The following is a 16541-nucleotide window of genomic DNA, read 5'->3' on the forward strand; positions in this document are numbered from 1 at the left end:
GGGTAAGGCACAGCCGCCACCCGGCAACAACGGCTCAACTCCTGCGAAACGCCACCAGCGTCACCACGATCCCCACCACCGCAGAAACCGCACCGGCCAGGAAGACGGACGGATAGCCAAACGAGGTGGCTAACACCCCGGCCAGCGGCCCGGTTACCCCGTATGAGATATCCTGAAACGCCGCATAGCCGCCCAGCGCCGTACCGCGCACCTGCGGGGCTACGCGCTTCACCACTTCAACGCCCAGCGCCGGGAAGATCAGTGAACAGCCGCAGCCGGTTAGCGCCGCGCCAAGCAGCGCAACGGATGCCACGGGTGCATTCCACAATAGCAGCAGACCCACGGTCTCTATCATCAGCGATGCTACCGCGACCTTCACGCCGCCGAAGCGATCCGGCATCCAGCCAAAAAGCACGCGCATCAGCACAAACGCGCCGCCAAACGCGGTAAGCGTAAAACCGGCCATCGCCCAGCCGCGGCTCATAAAATAGAGCGAGACGAAGGTACCGATCACTGCAAAACCCACGCCCTGCAGCGCCAGGCCAAGACCCGGCTGCCAGATCTGACCAACCACGCTCCACAGGGAAGGCCGCTCGCCTTTGTGCGCGGGCACCTTACGCACCGAACCGTTAAACGCCCACGCCAGCAGGGGTAAAACCATCGTGGTAGCGGCCAGCGCCGCAAATCCAAAATGGCTATTGATAACCAGCCCAAGCGGTGCGCCTGTGGCCAGCGCACCATAGATGGCCATACCGTTCCAGGACATCACTTTGCCGGAGCGTGCAGGCCCCACCAGACCCATTCCCCAGGTCAGGGTGCCGGTCAGCAGCTGGCTTTCACCGAAGCCAAGGATTAAACGGCCCAGCACCAGCAGCGCAAATTTATACGCGGCGTCTACCGGCAGGAGAGCAGCCAGCAGCCATGCGCCGCTCGCCAGCCCACAGGCAAACATCCCCTGTAACGCCGAACGTTTTGCACCGTGCTGATCCGCCAGCCGTCCGGCGTAACCGCGGGTCAATACCGTGGCTAAAAACTGAATGCCCACGGCAATGCCGACCATGGTGTTGCCATAGCCCAGCTCCTGATGAACGAACAGCGGGATCACCGGCAGCGGCAGGCCAACGGTCATATAGGTCAGAAATACCGCAAAAGCGATACGGAACAGCGAGATGTTCGCTGAAGGGGTTGTTTCTGTTTGAGTTACTGCAGTCATGCTTTACTCCGAAATGAAGAGTAAGGCGAGGAAATGCCACGCCCCCTCTTCCTGATTACCAGGATTAAGGTGCGTTGGTTGACGTTAAACGCTTACGCATTATCGTGAGGATAATGTTGAGTGGTGAAGTTTGCCTGTGAGATCAGCCGCTTGTCAATGCATAAAAAAAAGGGAGCCTTATGGCTCCCTTCCGGAATCAAACGTAAAACTTATGCTTTCAGCTTACGCATTACCAGCGTGGCGTTGGTGCCACCGAAGCCGAAGCTGTTTGACATGACGGTGGTCAGCGTTGCGTCCATTGGTTTGGTCACAATGTTCAGGCCAGCAGCCTGCTCGTCCATTTCATCAATGTTGATGCTTGGAGCGATAAAACCGTTTTCCAGCATCAGCAGGGAGTAGATAGCTTCCTGCACGCCAGCCGCACCCAGAGAGTGACCGGTCATAGCTTTGGTCGCGGAGATCGCCGGGCTGTTGTCGCCGAAGACTTCACGGATCGCACCCAGCTCTTTCACGTCGCCTACCGGAGTAGAGGTACCGTGGGAGTTCAGGTAGTCGATTGGGGTGTCAACGCCGTGCATCGCCATCTTCATGCAGCGTACCGCGCCTTCGCCGGATGGCGCAACCATGTCGGCACCGTCAGACGTTGCACCGTAGCCCACGATTTCAGCGTAGATGTGTGCGCCACGTGCCAGAGCATGCTCCAGCTCTTCAACCACAACCATACCGCCGCCGCCAGCGATAACGAAACCGTCACGGTGCGCATCATAGGTACGGGAGGCTTTATCAGGGGTTTCATTGTACTTGGTGGACAGTGCGCCCATCGCGTCGAATTCACAGGCCATTTCCCAGCCCAGCTCTTCGCCGCCGCCAGCAAAGACGATGTCCTGTTTACCCAGTTGGATCTGCTCAACAGCATTACCGATGCAGTGCGCGGAAGTCGCACACGCGGAGCTGATGGAGTAGTTCACACCGTGGATTTTGAATGGGGTTGCCAGGCACGCGGAAACCGCAGAACCCATGGCTTTGGTGACCACGTACGGACCTACCGCTTTCAGACCACGCGGGCTACGCATTGCGTCAGCGCCGAATACCTGCGCTTTTGATGAGCCGCCGGAACCGGCGATCAGACCCACGCGCGGGTTGTTCTGATAAACCTCTTCACTCAGGCCGGAATCTTTGATCGCTTCCTGCATGGAGAGATAAGCATAAATAGAGGCATCGTTCATGAAACGAACCACTTTGCGGTCAATCAAACCGGTGGTGTCCAGTTTGACGTTACCCCATACGTGGCTACGCATACCTGAATCTTTAAACTCTTCAGAGAAAGTGATCCCGGAGCGTCCTTCACGCAGAGATGCCAGGACTTCCTGCTGGTTATTACCGATGCTGGAAACAATGCCCAGGCCAGTAATCACTGCACGTTTCATTCAATACCTCTGTAAGTCGCACTATAGTAAGTTTCGAGTCGCACAATAGCGTACACTTGTACGCCGAACAAGTCCGATCAGACATTTTCTGCGGAAATTTGCACCGATGGACTCACATCGTTAAGATCGTGCCACTGCCTGTCAGACGAGTAACTTACGTGAAACAAAACGCTATACAACCCGCCAACCTCGAATTCAACGCTGAGGGTACACCTGTTTCCCGAGATTTTGATGACGTCTATTTTTCTAATGATAACGGACTCGAAGAAACTCGCTATGTTTTCCTCGACGGAAACCGGCTCAGCACCCGCTTCCCGGAGCATCCGCGGAGCCTGTTTGTGGTCGCGGAAAGCGGATTCGGCACCGGGCTTAATTTTCTGACCCTCTGGCAGGCGTTTGACCAGTTTCACGCTGCCCACCCTGAGGCTACGCTACAAAGATTACATTTCATCAGTTTCGAAAAATTCCCGCTCACTGCGCACGATCTGCGGCTCGCTCATCAGCGCTGGCCAGAGCTTGCCACTCTGGCGGAGCAGCTTCAGGCGCAGTGGCCGCCTCACATCGGCGGCTGCCACCGTCTGATTCTGGACGGCGGACGCGTGACGCTGGATTTATGGCTTGGCGACATCAATGACCTGACCGATACGCTCGATGATTCGATGAATCAGACGGTGGACGCGTGGTTCCTGGACGGCTTTGCCCCCGCCAAAAACCCGGACATGTGGAGCCAGCATCTGTTTAGCGCGATGGCGCGGCTGGCGCGTCCTGGCGCAACGCTTGCCACCTTCACCTCGGCGGGCTTTGTCCGCCGCGGGCTGCAGGAGGCGGGCTTTACCATGCAGAAGACCAAAGGCTTTGGCCGCAAGCGCGACATGCTGGTCGGCAGGATGGAACAGACGCTGGACGTTCCCGCTCAGGCGCCCTGGTTTGCACGCCGCGCCAGCGCATCACGTGAGGTGGCGATAGTCGGCGGGGGGATTGCCAGCGCCCTGCTGTCCCTCGCGCTTCTCCACCGTGGCTGGCAGGTCACGCTCTACTGTGCTGACGATGCGCCAGCAAACGGCGCGTCCGGCAACCGCCAGGGGGCGCTCTATCCGCTTTTAAGCGCGCACGACCCGGCCCTGTTCCGGTTTTTCCCGGCGGCGTTTACCTTCGCCCGTCGCCTGTACGACGCCCTGCCGGTGGCGTTCGACCATAACTGGTGCGGCGTGACTCAGCTCGGCTGGGATGAAAAGAGCCAGCAAAAAATCACGCAGATGCTGTCGCTGGGCCTGCCTGACGAGCTTGCCCGGGCGGTAAGTGCGCAAGAGGTGGCAGACACCGCTGGCGTAGAAACCGGGTGTGGAGGCATTCAGTATCCGCTCGGCGGCTGGCTATGCCCGGCTGAACTGACTGCGGCGATCATTGCCCTGGCGCAGACGCGCGGGCTGACGGCGCATTATGCTCACACCGTTGAATCGCTGAGCCGGACAGAACGCTGGAATCTGCGTTTTGCCGATGGCAAAGCGGCGAGCCATGCCAGCGTTGTGCTGGCAAACGGGCATAACATCAGCCAGTTTATCCAGACAGAAACGCTGCCGGTTTATCCGGTCGGCGGCCAGGTAAGCCATATTCCTTCCGCGCCCGAACTGAGCAAACTGCGTCAGGTGCTGTGCTATGACGGCTATCTGACGCCGCAAAATCCGTCTAACGGCCATCACTGCATCGGTGCCAGCTACCATCGTGGCGAAACGGATATGCGCTACAGCGACGCGGATCAGGCGCAGAACCGCCAGCGCCTGATTGACTGTTTCCCGGATGCGGCGTGGGCGCAAGAGGTTGACGTCAGCGAGGGGGAAGCGCGCTGCGGCGTGCGCTGTGCCACCCGCGATCATCTGCCAATGGCGGGAAATGTGCCGGACTACGAAGCGACGCTTGAGGCCTATCAGGACCTTGCTGATAACCGGGATAACGCGGTAAGCGCGCCGGTTTATCCGGAGCTGTATATGCTGGGCGGGCTGGGTTCTCGCGGGCTGTGTTCCGCACCGCTGCTGGCAGAAGTGTTAGCCGCACAAATGAGCGACGAGCCGATTCCGCTGGACAGGGTTACGCTTGCGGGACTTAATCCGAATCGCTTGTGGGTACGGAAACTGCTGAAGGGGAAGAAGGTTAAGTAGGGTGCCCTCACCAATAGGGCTGAGGGGATATTCGTAGGCCCGGTAAGCGCAGCGCCACCGGGCGAAATACGATGACTTAGCGTTTAGCCTGCTGGAACAAAGTGTCCCACATGCCCAGCACCAGCGACTGGTCGCGCGGAGAGAGCTCCCCGGCCAGAATGGCTTTCTCCAGGCTTCGGGTCACTTCTTCGTGAACGGCGTCGGCAGAGTGATCGTCACCCGCTTCCAGCTCGGCTACCGCGAGCGTCAGGTGACCACGCAGATAACCGCTGGCGAACAGCTCATCATCACTGGCGTGTTCCACCATGTCATCAATTAACGCCAGAATGCGTGATTCAAATTCTGCGATCATCTTCTTTCCTCTGTTAAAGATCTTCCGGCCAAGGGAAGCATTCCGCCGTGATAACCGGCGTGTGGTAATAATTCTGTAAGGCCTCGATCAGGCGTGCCGGACGTTCCGGGATGCCTTTCTCAAGATATTCCATCACCTGCGCATGCACACGGCGCTGGAAGACGATACGGTCTGGCTCGAAGTCGCCTTCGAGGTTGTCACAGCTCACGTTGAACGGGAAACCCGCCGCGACGCAGAATAGCCATTCCAGCGCCTGCGGCTTCACTTCCACATCCTCAAACTGCCCCTGGGTAGCGGCGTCACGTCCGTCCGGGCAGTACCAGTAGCCGAAGTCCACCAGCTCGCGCCGCGCTTTCCCCGCGATGCACCAGTGTGAAATCTCGTGCAAGCCGCTGGCGTAAAAGCCGTGGGCAAAGACGATGCGGTTATACGGAACCTCTGCATCAGCAGGAAGATAGATCGGTTCGTCGTCGCCTTTAATCAGACGGGTATTAAAATCGTCAGCAAAACAGCCGTCGAAAATCTCAATCAGCTGTTCGTATTTATGCGTACTGTTCATTAGTGCATCCCCAACCAGGTGAGGATCTCCTGTCCATGGCTGTCGTAAAGAAGTTTGGCGCTCATTACGGCCGAGACGATGACAATCATCGGGCGAATCAGTTTTTGTCCTTTGCTTAACACCAGACGCGATCCCGCGCGCGCGCCCAGGAACTGCCCTGCCATCATCACAAATCCGGTTGCCCAGATGACCTTACCGCCGATGATAAACAGCAGCAGGCCGCCGACGTTTGAGGTCGCGTTGAGCACTTTGGCATGGGCGGTGGATTTGGCGAGGTTAAACCCGGCCAGCGTCACAAACGCCAGCGCATAAAATGAACCAGCTCCCGGCCCGAAGAATCCGTCATAAAAACCCACACAGCCCCCGGCAATCAGGGCAAACGGCAGGCCGTGCAGACGACGCTGGCGGTCCTCTTCACCGAGCTTTGGCATCAGCAAAAAGTAGAGGCCAATGCAGATAACCAGAATCGGCAGGATCTGACGCAAAATATCAGACTGCACGTGCTGAACCAGCAGCGCACCTGAAGTCGAGCCGATAAAGGTCATCAGAATATTCAGCTTCTGATCGGCAAGGTTTACCACTTTTCGCCGAATAAAGTAGAGCGACGCGGAGAGCGATCCGCCGCAGGCCTGAAGTTTATTCGTGGCGAGCGCCTGGGCAGGGCTCATCCCCACCGCCAGCAGTGCCGGAACGGTCAGCAAACCGCCCCCACCCGCCAGGGCATCGATAAAACCGGCTAACATCGCAACAAAAAACAGTGCCGCCAGCATCCACGGTGACACCATAAACAAATCGACGAAATTATCCATTAAAGTGCATGCTCATCCAGTAGCGCCTGGCAGGAAGGCGGCAACGGAGGCGGTGTCTTCTTCTCAGGCTTAGAGGTTCCAGGTTTTGCCGGTTCAAACCAGCTTTGCAGTTCCGCACCGCAGCCATCGCCTGGCGGCGGTAGCGGCTGATCTTCACACTCCAGGCTGTTTGCCGGGCAGCGCAGACGAACGTGCATATGCGCACGATGCTGGAACCACGGGCGCACTTTGCGCAGCCAGTCGCGGTCGGTTCCGGCATCAAGACAAAGCTGCTGCTTGATGGCCGGGTTAACGAAAATCCGCGTGACGTCGTTATCTTCTGCTGCCAGCTTGATCATGCTGGAAACCTCACGCGTCCACAGGGACGGCACAACGCGCTTACCGTCGCTCGCCACCAGATCCAGCGCCTGCGGTTTCAGCAGTTGGGCGGAGGTCCAGCGCGTTTTCGGCAGCTGCAGGAAGATATCGACATCCAGTCCGGTCTGGTGACTGGCGTGTCCACCGTTAAAGCGACCGCCGGCAGGCATCCCCATATCGCCAATCAGCATCGTGCCCAGCCCCAGGTTATGCACCTGATTTCCCAGACGCTGGATGAACAGAACCAGATCCGGATGGCCGAAATAACGTCGCTGATCGGTGCGCATCACCTGCCAGGTATCAGACTGGAGAGGAAGCTCCTGGGCACCGACGATACAGCCGTTGGAAAAGGAGCCAATGGACTGCGCGCTCCCCGCCACCGGGTGGGTGATTTTTTGCCATGGCGTCGCGGCCTGACTGGCTCCACTGGCGAGCAGCGCCAGCAGAGCAATTGCGGTTTTTTTCATGTTTACCAGCGTGGAATGGTGGTCGTCACATCCGCATTCTGCGCGCGCTGGCGCAGGAAGTGATCCATCAGCACGATCGCCAGCATCGCTTCAGCGATCGGCACCGCGCGGATCCCCACGCACGGATCGTGACGTCCTTTGGTGATCATCTCAACTTCTTCGCCATCGCGGTTAATCGTGTGGCCCGGCACGGTGATACTGGAGGTCGGCTTCAGCGCGATGTTGGCAACAATCTGCTGCCCGCTGCTGATACCGCCCAGGATGCCGCCCGCATGGTTGCTCTGGAAGCCCGCCTTCGTGATTTCGTCGCGGTTCTGACTGCCGCGAAGCTGAACCACGTCAAAGCCGTCGCCAATCTCTACGCCCTTCACCGCATTGATGCTCATCAGCGCGTGGGCAATGTCGGCGTCGAGACGGTCAAATACCGGCTCGCCCCAGCCAGCCGGGACGCCGTCCGCCACCACGGTGACTTTCGCACCAATGGAGTCGCCCTCTTTTTTCAGGCCGCGCATCAGTTCGTCCAGCGCTTCAAGCTTGTCGGCATCGGCGCAGAAGAACGGGTTTTGTTCAACCTGATCCCAGTCTTTGATCGCCAGCGGAATGTCGCCCATCTGGGTCAGACAGCCGCGAATGACGATGCCAAATTTCTGCTGCAGGTATTTCTTCGCAATCGCCCCTGCCGCCACGCGCATCGCGGTTTCACGCGCGGAAGAACGCCCGCCGCCGCGATAGTCGCGGAAGCCGTACTTTTGTTCGTAGGTGTAGTCGGCGTGGCCCGGACGGAAGACGTCTTTGATGGCGCCGTAGTCCTGGGAGCGCTGATCGGTGTTTTCGATCAGCAGACCAATGCTGGTCCCGGTGGTGCGGCCTTCAAAGACGCCGGAGAGAATTTTGACCTGGTCCGGCTCGCGACGCTGCGTGGTGTAGCGAGAAGTGCCCGGACGACGACGGTCGAGGTCGTGCTGTAAATCGGCTTCGGTCAGTTCGATGCCTGGCGGTACGCCATCAACGATACAGCCCAGCGCCAGCCCGTGCGACTCGCCAAAGGTGGTCACACGGAATAACTGTCCAATACTGTTTCCTGCCATCACGGCTCCGATGTTGTTGTTTGTGTTTGAGCGTTGTGAAACGGGCCGAAGCCCGCTGGATTAATCTTTATAGATGCTGAAATGTTCGCGCGCGTCGAGCAGCTGCGCTTTGGTCAGCATAAAGACGCCGTCACCGCCGTTGTCGAACTCAAGCCAGGTGAACGGCACATCCGGGTACTGCTCTATCAGATGTACCATGCTGTTCCCCACTTCACAAATCAGAACGCCGTCGTCGGTCAGATAATCCGGCGCGCAGGCCAGAATGCGGCGGGTCAGCTTCAGGCCGTCAGAACCCGACGCCAGACCCAGCTCCGGCTCGTGACGGTATTCGTTCGGCAAATCGGACATGTCTTCCGCATCAACGTACGGCGGGTTGGTGACGATCAGATCGTACTGCAGCGTCGGCAGATCGCGGAACAGGTCAGAGCGAATTGGCGTAACGTGATGGATCAGGCCGTGCTCTTCAATGTTGTGCTCGGTCACGGCCAGCGCGTCGGTGGAGATATCGACGGCGTCCACTTCCGCTTCCGGGAAGGCGTACGCGCAGGCAATCGCAATACAGCCGCTGCCGGTACACATATCCAGAATGTGCTGCGGCTGATGGCCAATCAGGCCTTCAAAGTGGTTGTTAATCAGCTCGCCAATCGGCGAGCGCGGTACCAGCACGCGTTCATCGACATAGAACTCGTGGCCGCAGAACCAGGCTTTGTTGGTCAGATAGGCGACCGGAATGCGCTCGTTCACGCGGCGGATCACGCGCTCAACGATGCGGTGTTTTTCGCTGGAGGTCAGGCGCGCGGTGCGCATGTCTTCCGGGATATCCAGCGGCAGGTAGAGGGACGGAAGCACCAGCTGCACGGCTTCATCCCACGGGTTATCGGTACCGTGACCGTACCAGATATTGGCGGCGCTGAAGCGGCTAACCGACCAGCGCAACATGTCCTGTATGGTATGCAGCTCGTTTACTGCTTCATCGACAAATATTTTATCCACTCTTTCCTCCAGGGCATGCTCGCATAATTTTCGGCGGCTAGTTTGCCATGAAGACGGCGATAAATCAGCAATGACGCGTCTCGCTTGAGGTTAAAAAATGCGTTTAGTCGGGTACACTGTCGGAAATACGAGATGAGAATGACGAATGAAAAAGAAAACATCGCTCAGCGAGGAGGATCAGGCGCTCTTCCAACAGCTAATGACCGGGACGCGTAAAATCACGCAGGACACCATCGTCCATCGCCCGCAGCGTAAAAAAATCAGCGAAGTACCGGTCAAGCGCCTGCTCCAGGAGCAGGCGGATAACAGCCACTATTTTTCAGATGAATTTCAGCCGCTGCTCAATACGCAGGGGGCTGTAAAATACGTACGCGAAGACGTCAGCCATTTTGAGCTGAAAAAGTTACGTCGCGGAGATTATTCGCCGGAGCTGTTTCTCGATCTGCACGGTTTAACGCAGATGCAGGCGAAACAGGAGCTGGGGGCGTTGATCGCTGCCTGTCGCCGTGAACATGTTTTCTGCGCCTGCGTGATGCATGGCCACGGTAAACATATCCTTAAGCAACAGACGCCGCTGTGGCTGGCTCAGCATCCACACGTGATGGCTTTTCATCAGGCACCCAAAGAGTACGGCGGAGATGCCGCATTGCTGGTGTTGATTGAAGTGGAAGAGTGGCAGCCGCCAGAGTTGCCCTGACAGAATGGCGGGAAGCACATTGCACCCCGCCATATCGCACGTCACGTCAGATCGCTTTTGCCATCTTCAGGTTGCACGGACTCATTTGCCAGTTGAAGACACCTTTGCCCGTTTCGTCGAGAGAAACATTGGCAATGGCGGATGTCGTGAACATCGGCGGGGTCTCGCCAGGGCACAGCTCAGATACCAGATAGCCAACCAGTGGCAGGTGGGAAATGACCAGCGCGGAAGCGACACCTTCATTGCACAGCGCCTGAAGATAAGCGCTGACAAGGCCTACATCGCCACATGGGGTGAGTTCAGGGAGAACATCCACACTGGATGGCAGGTTCATACACTCCCCTACCACATCCAGCGTCTGTTCTGCACGCAGGAACGGACTCACCAGAACGCGTTCGATGTCCACTTTTTGACCGTTAAGCCAGGTCGCCATCAGACGAGATTCGTCGCAGCCACAGACGGTCAAAGGACGTACTGAGTCACTGGCGGCATCGAGTGCCGCGTCGCCGTGACGCATGATAAAAACTTGCATATTGCACCGCTTTTGTTAACCAGAATCACCGGCGTTAACTACCCGCGATAAATGCTGCGTGGTAGAAAACCCGATGGTCGGGCATTGTGCCTGATCCATTCGGTGAATGAAACGCTGTTTTTTACCTCAATGGCGTAAGTATAGTCAATCTCTGTTTACAAAATCGCCAGAACAGGTTCATTTACTTCAGGATTTACCCTTCTTTGACCTCAGCTTACGAGGACAGTTTCCCTTGCAGGCCAAAATGTATGGCCGCGTTCCGCCATCCGCAATAATTCGTCACACGGTGTAAAGCGTGGACCATATTGCGAAGCCAGACGTTGCAGGATAGCAACCACTTCACCCTCGCCGAGCGTATCCATGTAACGGAACGGGCCGCCAAGGAACGGCGGGAAGCCAATGCCAAATACCGCGCCGATGTCACCATCGCGAGCGCTCTTGATCACCTGTTCACCAAAGCAGCGCGCTGCTTCATTGAGCATCATCATCACGCAGCGCTCAGCGCACTGAACGGCGGACAGTTTTCCCTGACCGGTGGTCGAAATAAGCCCATAAATCGAAGGGTCGACCTGTTTCTTGCTTTTACGCCCTTTCGCGCCGTAAAGATAGAAACCGCGTTCATTTTTTCTGCCTTTGCGATCGTCCTTCAAAATCGCAGAAACAATGTTTGCAGGTGGGCTAAAACGATCGCCATAGGCGGCTTCCAGCACTGGTATAATTTTAGTGCCGGTATCTATTCCCACCTCATCCAAAAGTTGGATTGGGCCAACGGGGAAACCAAACTTTACCAATGCCTCGTCGACGTGCTCGATTTTCTCGCCTTCCGTCAGCAACCGCATTGCTTCATTAATGTAGGGAGCCAGAATGCGGTTAACGTAGAAGCCGGCTTTATCTGCTACCACGATCGGCGTTTTCCCCTGCTTCTTCGCAAGCTTGACTACCGTGGCGATGGTTTGCGGACTGGTGGTCGCATGCGGAATCACCTCCACCAGCGGCATTTTTTCGACCGGGCTAAAGAAGTGCAGTCCGATCACCTGCTCCGGACGCTCGGCTTTCGCCGCGATATCGCCAATGGGTAATGACGACGTATTGGAGGCAAAAATGGTATGCGGGGCGCAATGTTGCTCAACGTCTGCCACCATCTGCTGCTTAAGCGCCAGATCCTCAAACACGGCTTCAATCACCAGATCGCGGTGTGCAAAACCGCTGTAATCTGTCGTACCGGAAATCATCGCCAGGGTTTTATCACGCTCGCTTGCCTTGATATGGCGGCGTTTGACCTTTTGATCAAGGTTCTGCCAGCTGTACTGCAGCGCGTGGTTGATCCCCTTAGGATTAATGTCTTTGATTCGTACAGGCAATTTGCCTTTGCTGGCGGTAACAAAAGCGATACCGCCGCCCATGAGCCCCCCGCCCAGTACGCCAATGGCACGCAGCGGCGCAGGCTCAGCCTCGCTACCGGGATCTTTTTTCACGTCCGTGCTGGCGAAGAAGATGCTGCGCAGCGCCAGTGACTGCGGCGTCATCGCCAGTTCGCCAAAGGCTTTGGCCTCCGCGGCATAGCCGCTGCTGCTGCCCTGCGAAAGCCCGGTTTCGATCACTTCCAGGATCCGCTTTGCCGCCGGGTAATTGCCTTTGGTTTTTTGTTCGGTCTTTTTGCCCACCATGTTGAACAGGAGCGTTCTCCCCAGCGGACCGGCCAGCACGCGCTCACGTACCGGCAGAGGCCGTCTTGCCTGACGCCCTTTCAGCGCAAGCTCAACCGCGGCCTCCAGCAAAATGGAGTGAGGCACGACGTCATCGACCAGACCGGCCTTCAGCGCCTGGCGGGCGCGCAGCTGTTTACCGGTTAAGATCATCTCCAGCGCCGTGCTGACGCCCACCAGGCGCGGCAGGCGTTGCGTTCCGCCGGAGCCTGGCAGCAGGCCCAGCTGCACTTCCGGCAGACCCAGAATGGTTTTCGCATCGTCAGTACAAATCCGGCTGTGGCATGCCAGCGCCAGCTCAAGCCCGCCGCCCAGACAGGCGCCGTGGATCGCGGCAATGACCGGGATCGGCAGGCCGTTGATCTCCGTCATCACCTGCTGGCCCTGACGCGCCAGCTCTTCGGCTTCCAGAGCGCTTTGCGCCCGGGCGATCATGTTGATATCGGCCCCGGCGATAAAGTTATCCGGCTTGGCAGAGATAAACACCAGACCACGAATGGCTTTGTTGTCGCGGATCTGCTTTAGCATCGCGCGCACCTGACCACCAAATTCGGCCTTCAGGGTATTCATCTTTTCATCAGGCACATCAATAGTGATAACGGCAACGTTATCGAGGCGAACCGTCAGATTAAATGCAGATGGCATATCCATTATTCAGCCTCCAGAACCATTGCTGCGCCAAGGCCACCCGCCGCGCAGGCGGTAACAAGGCCAAACCCGCCGCCACGGCGACGGAGTTCATGTAATGTTTGCGTGATCATCCTTGCCCCTGTGGCGGCAAACGGATGACCGTAGGCGATAGAGCCGCCCAGCACGTTGAATTTACTCTGATCCACTTCGCCTGTGGCGTGGGCGCGGCCCAGCACATCGCGCGCGAAACGCTCGCTTGCCAGCAGCTGAACGTTTGCCAGGGTTTGCGCGGCAAATGCTTCATGCATATCAATCAGGGTTAAATCAGCCAGCGTTAGCCCCGCGCGCTCCAGCGCCAGCGGCGTAGACCACGCAGGACCTAACAGCATGTCCTGCCAGACATCAATGGCGGTGAAGGCATAGCTGCGTAAATACCCCAGGGGAGTGATGCCCAGCTCCTTCGCGCGGGATTCGGTCATCAGGATCACGGCGGCTGCGCCATCCGTCAGCGGCGTGCTGTTCGCCGCCGTCACCGTGCCGTGCTTGCGGTCAAACGCCGGGCGCAGCTTTGCGTAATCCGCCAGCGTCGAGGTGCCGCGAATATTGTTATCTTCCGCGAGCGGTTCACGGTAAGGCGGGATGTAAGCCGTCATCACCTCGTCGGCAAGTTTGCCTTCCGACCAGGCCTTCGCAGCGAGCTGGTGTGAACGATGCGCCAGGGCATCCTGCTGTTCACGTGTAATGCCATACGTTTTAGCCATCTGCTCGGCGGTATCGCCCATGCGCAGGCCGGTGGAGTATTCCGCGACGGCAGGTGGTACAGGCATCAGGTCGCGCAGGCGTAAACGTGAGAAGAGTTTGAGTTTCTGCCCCATCGTGCGGGCTTTATTGGCATCCACCAGGATGCGCGCCAGCTTTTTACTGACCCCAATCGGCAGCACTGAAGAGGAGTCCGCCCCACCCGCAATCCCGGCGCGAATCGTGCCCGCCATCAGGCTTTCGGCGACGTTAGCCACGGCCTGGAAACTGGTTGCGCAGGCGCGGCTAACGCTGTAGGCATCGGTATGCACGTTCATTCCGGTACCGAGGACGATTTCCCGCGCAATATTGGGCGCTTCAGGCATCTGCACGACCTGACCGAATACCAGCTGTTCGATGACCTCAGGCGGAATTTCGCTGCGAGCCAGCATCTCCCCCACTACCATTTTCCCCAGGTCGACGGCCGGTATGCCATGAAACGCCGTTGCCTGACGCGCAAATGGCGTGCGCAATCCACTGACTATGGCAATGCGATCGCCCTGACGGGTAATAAGCGGTAATGCCTGACTCATAACACTCCCCTGTAAAAAATTTTCTCAAACATAAAGTGGTCTGACCTGATAATAGTCTTAACCATTTTTTTACATTCAGCCAATTGGGGAAACGAAAAAGTGCGAGCTAAGGCACAGAGAAGAAAAAGAAAATGCCCCTGCATGGCAGAGGCATTTATGCGGTTTCTTGCCGAGTGGCGGCGTTGCCTTACCCGGCCTACGCGATCGTAGGCCCGTGCAAGCGAAGCGCCGCCGGGCAATTAAGGATTAACGCAGGCCTAACTGGAAAATCAGCGTCTCTGCTTCGCAGGCGAAGACAAAGTCGATGTCCAGTTTCACGCCGCCTTCCACTTCGGTAAAGGTAGACTTGATTTCACACGGATCGGATTCAACATCACGCGCACGCTTGCTCAGCGCGGTCAGGGTCTCTTCCGCTTCGGCGCGGTTGGTGAATACGCGGCTGTAAGAGGCGGTGCAATCGGTGTTGTCCATGATGGTCCCAACATCCATACAGCAGCAAACCGGGGTTTCATCAGCACTGCATTTACTCATAGCTCAATTTCCTCTGTATTCGCGCAGCGCGCGAGATAAACACGATGCTGCTATTTTACGCCCCGGCGCGGGCTCTCTCCAGCCGTTAATGGCGCAAAATCGGATAAGTGACCAATATCACACTAAAAAATGATCTAAAACAAAAACCGCCCTTTTGGGTGAGTCGCGATGGTCACAATTTTGCCAACCAGATCTCGTTTCACGAAACATGTTTGAAAATATTAATAAACAAACTTGCAACATTCCAGCTGGTCAGACCTATACTCTGGCCACTGGTCTGATTTGTCTGTCATACCTCAGACCCTACACTTCGCGCTCCTGTTACGGTATGTAACAATTATTGAATAAAAATAACTCAATGAGGTTATGGTCATGAGCCAGAAAACCCTGTTCAACAAGACTGCGCTGGCAGTCGCAGTGGCACTCGTCTCCACTTCCGCATGGTCAGCGGGCTTTCAGTTAAACGAATTTTCTTCCTCTGGCCTTGGCCGTGCGTATTCCGGGGAAGGCGCTATTGCTGATGATGCAGGTAACGCGAGTCGTAACCCTGCATTGATCATGATGTTTGATCGTCCGACCTTCTCTGCTGGTGCGGTGTATATCGATCCTGATGTCAATATTTCCGGCAAGTCGCCTTCAGGTGCTAGCCTTAAAGCGGACAATATTGCCCCAACAGCGTGGATCCCGAACCTGCACTTCGTTGCGCCTATCAATGAACAGTTTGGCTGGGGTGCTTCCGTAACGTCTAACTACGGCCTTGCTACCGAGTTCAATAACAACTACCCGGCAGGCGAATACGGCGGTAAAACAGACCTTACTACGCTGAACCTCAACCTTAGCGGTGCGTATCGCCTGAACGATAACTGGAGTTTTGGTCTGGGCTTTGATGCCGTCTATGCCGATGCCAAAATCGAACGTTATTCCGGGGAACAGACTGCTCGCCTGCCAAAAAACAGCAATAAAATTGCCAGTCTTGAAGGCGATGAGTGGGGCTATGGCTGGAACGCCGGTATCCTGTACGAGCTGGACAAAAACAACCGCTGGGGTCTGACCTATCGTTCCGAAGTGAAAATTGACTTCGACGGCGATTACAAGAGCGGCATCCTGAAGCCTGTGAACAATCTGGTTCCAGGTGCGGGCACCACCATTCCTTGGGGAACGTCCAACCAGACCGTTCCAGGTTCACTGTCACTGCATTTACCTGAAATGTGGGAAGTATCCGGTTACAACCGCGTTGCACCACAATGGGCTATTCACTACAGTCTGGCCTATACCAGCTGGAGCCAGTTCCAGGAGCTGAAAGCGACCGGCAATAATGGTCAAACGCTGTTCTATAAGGATGAGAGCTTCCACGACGCCTATCGTATTGCGTTGGGTACCACCTACTACTACGATAAAAACTGGACTTTCCGCTCCGGTATCGCATTTGACGACAGCCCGGTTCCGGCAGACAAACGTTCCATTTCCATTCCGGATCAGGACCGCTTCTGGTTAAGTGCTGGTGCGACCTATGCGCTCAACGAAAATGCCTCCATCGATGCGGGCGTATCTTATATGCACGGTCAGAAAGTGACGTTCAAGGAAGGTCCGTACGAGTTTACCTCTGAAGGTAAAGCCTGGCTGTTCGGTACGAACTTCAACTACGCGTTCTAATCGCATTAGAATCAAAAAAGGTGAGCATTGCTCACCTTTT

At 56.7% G+C, this 16541-nt stretch carries 15 protein-coding genes; 3 read left to right on the top strand and 12 right to left on the bottom strand.

Annotated elements, in window-relative coordinates:
* Positions 1-34: 34 nt before the first annotated feature.
* Positions 35-1213, bottom strand: coding sequence for an MFS transporter (locus V1566_RS19065; protein ID WP_395304330.1), 1179 nt, complete (start codon positions 1211-1213; stop codon positions 35-37).
* 209 nt (positions 1214-1422) lie between these two features.
* Positions 1423-2640: a beta-ketoacyl-ACP synthase I gene (gene fabB / locus V1566_RS19070; protein ID WP_023312571.1), complete on the bottom strand. Its 1218-nt coding sequence runs from the start codon at positions 2638-2640 to the stop codon at positions 1423-1425.
* Between the two features lie 158 nt (positions 2641-2798).
* Here fabB and mnmC point away from each other — a divergent pair, with 158 nt between their 5' ends.
* On the top strand, positions 2799-4796 hold the full coding sequence (gene mnmC, locus V1566_RS19075) for a bifunctional tRNA (5-methylaminomethyl-2-thiouridine)(34)-methyltransferase MnmD/FAD-dependent 5-carboxymethylaminomethyl-2-thiouridine(34) oxidoreductase MnmC (RefSeq protein ID WP_395304331.1): 1998 nt from the start codon (positions 2799-2801) through the stop codon (positions 4794-4796).
* 76 nt (positions 4797-4872) lie between these two features.
* Here the strand turns inward: mnmC and V1566_RS19080 are convergent, their stop codons facing one another.
* The 6 genes from V1566_RS19080 to prmB are packed head-to-tail and all read right to left on the bottom strand — an operon-like array spanning position 4873 to position 9421.
* Positions 4873-5148: a YfcL family protein gene (locus tag V1566_RS19080; RefSeq protein WP_395304332.1), complete on the bottom strand. Its 276-nt coding sequence runs from the start codon at positions 5146-5148 to the stop codon at positions 4873-4875.
* Between the two features lie 13 nt (positions 5149-5161).
* A complete protein-coding gene (locus V1566_RS19085; RefSeq protein WP_033146101.1) occupies positions 5162-5707 on the bottom strand; it encodes an elongation factor P hydroxylase in 546 nt (181 codons plus the stop codon).
* Positions 5707-6516 (bottom strand): sulfite exporter TauE/SafE family protein, encoded by an 810-nt coding sequence (locus tag V1566_RS19090; RefSeq protein WP_121425240.1) that lies wholly within the window; start codon positions 6514-6516, stop codon positions 5707-5709. The genes V1566_RS19085 and V1566_RS19090 overlap by 1 nt, the downstream gene beginning before the upstream one ends.
* Positions 6516-7340 carry a penicillin-insensitive murein endopeptidase gene (mepA, locus tag V1566_RS19095; protein ID WP_395304333.1) on the bottom strand — a complete coding sequence of 275 codons (825 nt, stop codon included), beginning with the start codon at positions 7338-7340 and terminating at the stop codon, positions 6516-6518. The genes V1566_RS19090 and mepA overlap by 1 nt, the downstream gene beginning before the upstream one ends.
* A gap of 2 nt (positions 7341-7342) precedes the next feature.
* The gene (gene aroC, locus V1566_RS19100) at positions 7343-8428 is read right to left on the bottom strand and encodes a chorismate synthase (RefSeq protein ID WP_029742149.1); all 1086 of its coding nucleotides are present in this window, start codon (positions 8426-8428) and stop codon (positions 7343-7345) included.
* A 60-nt stretch (positions 8429-8488) separates the two neighbouring features.
* Positions 8489-9421: a 50S ribosomal protein L3 N(5)-glutamine methyltransferase gene (gene prmB / locus V1566_RS19105; protein ID WP_008502612.1), complete on the bottom strand. Its 933-nt coding sequence runs from the start codon at positions 9419-9421 to the stop codon at positions 8489-8491.
* A gap of 145 nt (positions 9422-9566) precedes the next feature.
* Between prmB and smrB the strand changes: the two genes are divergently transcribed.
* On the top strand, positions 9567-10118 hold the full coding sequence (gene smrB / locus V1566_RS19110; protein WP_032643455.1) for an endonuclease SmrB: 552 nt from the start codon (positions 9567-9569) through the stop codon (positions 10116-10118).
* A 46-nt stretch (positions 10119-10164) separates the two neighbouring features.
* Here the strand turns inward: smrB and sixA are convergent, their stop codons facing one another.
* From sixA to V1566_RS19130, 4 genes are all read right to left on the bottom strand, one after another.
* A complete protein-coding gene (gene sixA / locus V1566_RS19115) occupies positions 10165-10650 on the bottom strand; it encodes a phosphohistidine phosphatase SixA (protein WP_045330962.1) in 486 nt (161 codons plus the stop codon).
* 209 nt (positions 10651-10859) lie between these two features.
* Positions 10860-13007, bottom strand: coding sequence for a fatty acid oxidation complex subunit alpha FadJ (gene fadJ / locus V1566_RS19120; protein ID WP_395304334.1), 2148 nt, complete (start codon positions 13005-13007; stop codon positions 10860-10862).
* Positions 13007-14317 carry an acetyl-CoA C-acyltransferase FadI gene (gene fadI, locus V1566_RS19125; protein ID WP_063145391.1) on the bottom strand — a complete coding sequence of 437 codons (1311 nt, stop codon included), beginning with the start codon at positions 14315-14317 and terminating at the stop codon, positions 13007-13009. The genes fadJ and fadI overlap by 1 nt, the downstream gene beginning before the upstream one ends.
* Positions 14318-14563: 246 nt before the next feature.
* Positions 14564-14848, bottom strand: coding sequence for a YfcZ/YiiS family protein (locus V1566_RS19130; RefSeq protein WP_024907659.1), 285 nt, complete (start codon positions 14846-14848; stop codon positions 14564-14566).
* 372 nt (positions 14849-15220) lie between these two features.
* Between V1566_RS19130 and fadL the strand changes: the two genes are divergently transcribed.
* Entirely contained in the window at positions 15221-16501 is a 1281-nt protein-coding gene (fadL, locus tag V1566_RS19135) for a long-chain fatty acid transporter FadL (protein WP_148242359.1), read from the top strand.
* The last annotated feature ends 40 nt before the right edge of the window (positions 16502-16541 follow it).

It is taken from the genome of Enterobacter sp. ECC-019, from assembly GCF_043974075.1.
Lineage (GTDB): Bacteria > Pseudomonadota > Gammaproteobacteria > Enterobacterales > Enterobacteriaceae > Enterobacter > Enterobacter asburiae_D.

Coding starts and splice junctions, on each gene's coding strand:
- V1566_RS19065 (WP_395304330.1), bottom strand. CDS start 1,213: ATGACTGCAGTAACTCAAACAGAAACAACCCCTTCAGCGAACATCTCG.
- fabB (WP_023312571.1), bottom strand. CDS start 2,640: ATGAAACGTGCAGTGATTACTGGCCTGGGCATTGTTTCCAGCATCGGT.
- V1566_RS19080 (WP_395304332.1), bottom strand. CDS start 5,148: ATGATCGCAGAATTTGAATCACGCATTCTGGCGTTAATTGATGACATG.
- V1566_RS19085 (WP_033146101.1), bottom strand. CDS start 5,707: ATGAACAGTACGCATAAATACGAACAGCTGATTGAGATTTTCGACGGC.
- V1566_RS19090 (WP_121425240.1), bottom strand. CDS start 6,516: ATGGATAATTTCGTCGATTTGTTTATGGTGTCACCGTGGATGCTGGCG.
- mepA (WP_395304333.1), bottom strand. CDS start 7,340: ATGAAAAAAACCGCAATTGCTCTGCTGGCGCTGCTCGCCAGTGGAGCC.
- aroC (WP_029742149.1), bottom strand. CDS start 8,428: ATGGCAGGAAACAGTATTGGACAGTTATTCCGTGTGACCACCTTTGGC.
- smrB (WP_032643455.1), top strand. CDS start 9,567: ATGAAAAAGAAAACATCGCTCAGCGAGGAGGATCAGGCGCTCTTCCAA.
- sixA (WP_045330962.1), bottom strand. CDS start 10,650: ATGCAAGTTTTTATCATGCGTCACGGCGACGCGGCACTCGATGCCGCC.
- fadJ (WP_395304334.1), bottom strand. CDS start 13,007: ATGGATATGCCATCTGCATTTAATCTGACGGTTCGCCTCGATAACGTT.
- fadI (WP_063145391.1), bottom strand. CDS start 14,317: ATGAGTCAGGCATTACCGCTTATTACCCGTCAGGGCGATCGCATTGCC.
- V1566_RS19130 (WP_024907659.1), bottom strand. CDS start 14,848: ATGAGTAAATGCAGTGCTGATGAAACCCCGGTTTGCTGCTGTATGGAT.
- fadL (WP_148242359.1), top strand. CDS start 15,221: ATGAGCCAGAAAACCCTGTTCAACAAGACTGCGCTGGCAGTCGCAGTG.